The following is a 1,936-nucleotide window of genomic DNA, read 5'->3' as shown; positions in this document are numbered from 1 at the left end:
ACAGCATAAATTCGGCAGTAAAAACGAACATCTCACCGCAAAACAAATCCATCTGTGGGATGAGGCGGTCGAAGAAGATATCGCAGCCGTTGATCTGGAATTAGAACGATTAAATGCAGATAAAACCCATGCAGGGACACAGAAAGCCACAGTCAACAAACCTAAACGTCGACTGCTGCCAGATCATCTACACACCATCCGTATTGAGCATGAACCTGCATCAACCCAATGCAGTTGTGGCTGCCAGTTACGTCGTATCGGCGAAGATATCAGTGAAAAACTGCATTTCAGACCGGCACAGTTCTATAAGGAACAGCATGTACGTGGCAAATGGGTCTGTGATCAGTGCGACACCCTGACTCAGCAAGCGATGCCCGCCTATGTGATTGATAAAGGTATTGCCAGTCCTGAACTGCTCAGCCATGTGCTGGTATCGAAGTATGCCGATCATTTGCCGCTGTACCGTCAGCGCCTGATCTATCAGCGGGCTGGCATTGATCTGTCCAGATCCACGTTATCTGACTGGATTGGTCGCTGCGGTGTGGAACTGGAACCTCTGGCCAATGCCTTAAAACAGGTGGTGCTGCAACAGCGGGTGATCCATGCCGATGAAACGCCGGTCACCATCATGCGGATGGGTGAGAATGATAAAAAACCGAAGAAAGGTTATGTCTGGGCCTATGCCACTACACAGTACAATCCAGTTCAAGCCGTGATCTATGACTTTCAGGATAGTCGTTCAGGTCAGCATGCTGAAGCGTTCCTGAAAGACTGGCAGGGCCATCTGGTCTGTGATGATTACAGCGGTTATAAAGCACGCTTTAAATCAGGTCAGGTCATTGAGGTGGGCTGCATGGCGCATGCGCGTCGTAAATTCCATGAACTGCATGTGACCAAAAAAAGTCAGGTCGCTGAACAGGCATTAGTGCTGATTCAGAAACTGTATGCCATAGAAGCAGAACTCAGGAAAAAGACCGATGGTACAGCAGAACAGCGCCGCGAATACCGACAACAGCATAGTCAACCGGTGATGCAACAACTGTATGAATGGCTCAACCAACATCAACTGACTGTGCCATCGAGTTCTCCAACCGCCAAGGCGATCAATTACACTCTGAAGCGTTGGCCAGCTTTAAGCCGCTATCTGGATGATGGCAATCTACCGATTTGCAATAACTGGGTGGAAAACCAGATGCGCCCCTGGGCGTTGGGACGTAAGAACTGGTTATTTGCAGGTTCGCTGCGCAGCGGTCAGCGAGCAGCCAATATTATGACATTAATCCAGTCAGCAAAGCTGAATGGGCTGGATCCCTATGCCTATTTAAGTGATGTGCTGAAAAGGTTGCCGACACATAAAGTGACTCAGATTGAAGAATTGCTACCACACCGCTGGAAACCTAAATCGAATTAAAAAATAGGCATGGGGTTCAGCGGACGCTTACAGCATTTCTTTGCTTTTAGTGGCAACAGACTATTAGGATACACTGTATATATCCCTTGATACCCTTTATCTGCAAGAATAAAAGCACTTTTAGGAATCTGATTCAAGTTACGTTTGAAAAGCTCGAAATCATGGACAGCACCACGACTCGTGCATAAACTCAGAACTTGCTGAGTTCTATAATGGATGATGGCTTGAACTTTAAAAGTATGTGCCTTCTTCTTACCACTATAGCTTTTCTTCTGTTTTTTTAGGCCTTTGTATTGGGATTTCTGTGGCATCTACAATCACCACATTCCAGTCGATTCCTTCACCTTCAGGCAAATTCTTAGGTAAGTTAAATAGATTGGACTTGATGAGGCAATCCTCTATAGCTAAATACCAAATAAATCATTACAGTAATCTTTAAATAATTTATCAATATCTTTAACTCTAAACTTAGTTCGAATCGCCTTGACTCGTGACCACATATTTTCTATTGGATTTAAATCTGGA

General features: G+C 45.4%; 2 protein-coding genes. One reads left to right on the top strand and one right to left on the bottom strand.

Going from position 1 to position 1,936, the window contains the following annotated elements:
• The coding region (locus FTU17_RS17235) for an IS66 family transposase (RefSeq protein WP_180136129.1) at positions 1 to 1,411 on the top strand (1,411 nt) is incomplete at its 5' end.
• Here the strand turns inward: FTU17_RS17235 and FTU17_RS17230 are convergent.
• The gene (locus FTU17_RS17230) at positions 1,408 to 1,722 is read right to left on the bottom strand and encodes a transposase (protein ID WP_180136128.1); all 315 of its coding nucleotides are present in this window, start codon (positions 1,720 to 1,722) and stop codon (positions 1,408 to 1,410) included. The genes FTU17_RS17235 and FTU17_RS17230 overlap by 4 nt on opposite strands.
• Positions 1,723 to 1,936 lie beyond the last annotated feature (214 nt).

This window comes from Acinetobacter sp. YH12070 (assembly GCF_013419625.1).
Taxonomy (GTDB): domain Bacteria; phylum Pseudomonadota; class Gammaproteobacteria; order Pseudomonadales; family Moraxellaceae; genus Acinetobacter; species Acinetobacter amyesii.
Note: the sequence above shows the minus strand (reverse complement) of the source record. Positions and strands in the feature narration are given on the sequence as shown.

Bases quoted from the DNA above. Each gene is read 5' to 3' on its own strand.
- FTU17_RS17230 (WP_180136128.1), bottom strand. From the start codon at position 1,722: ATGCCACAGAAATCCCAATACAAAGGCCTAAAAAAACAGAAGAAAAGC.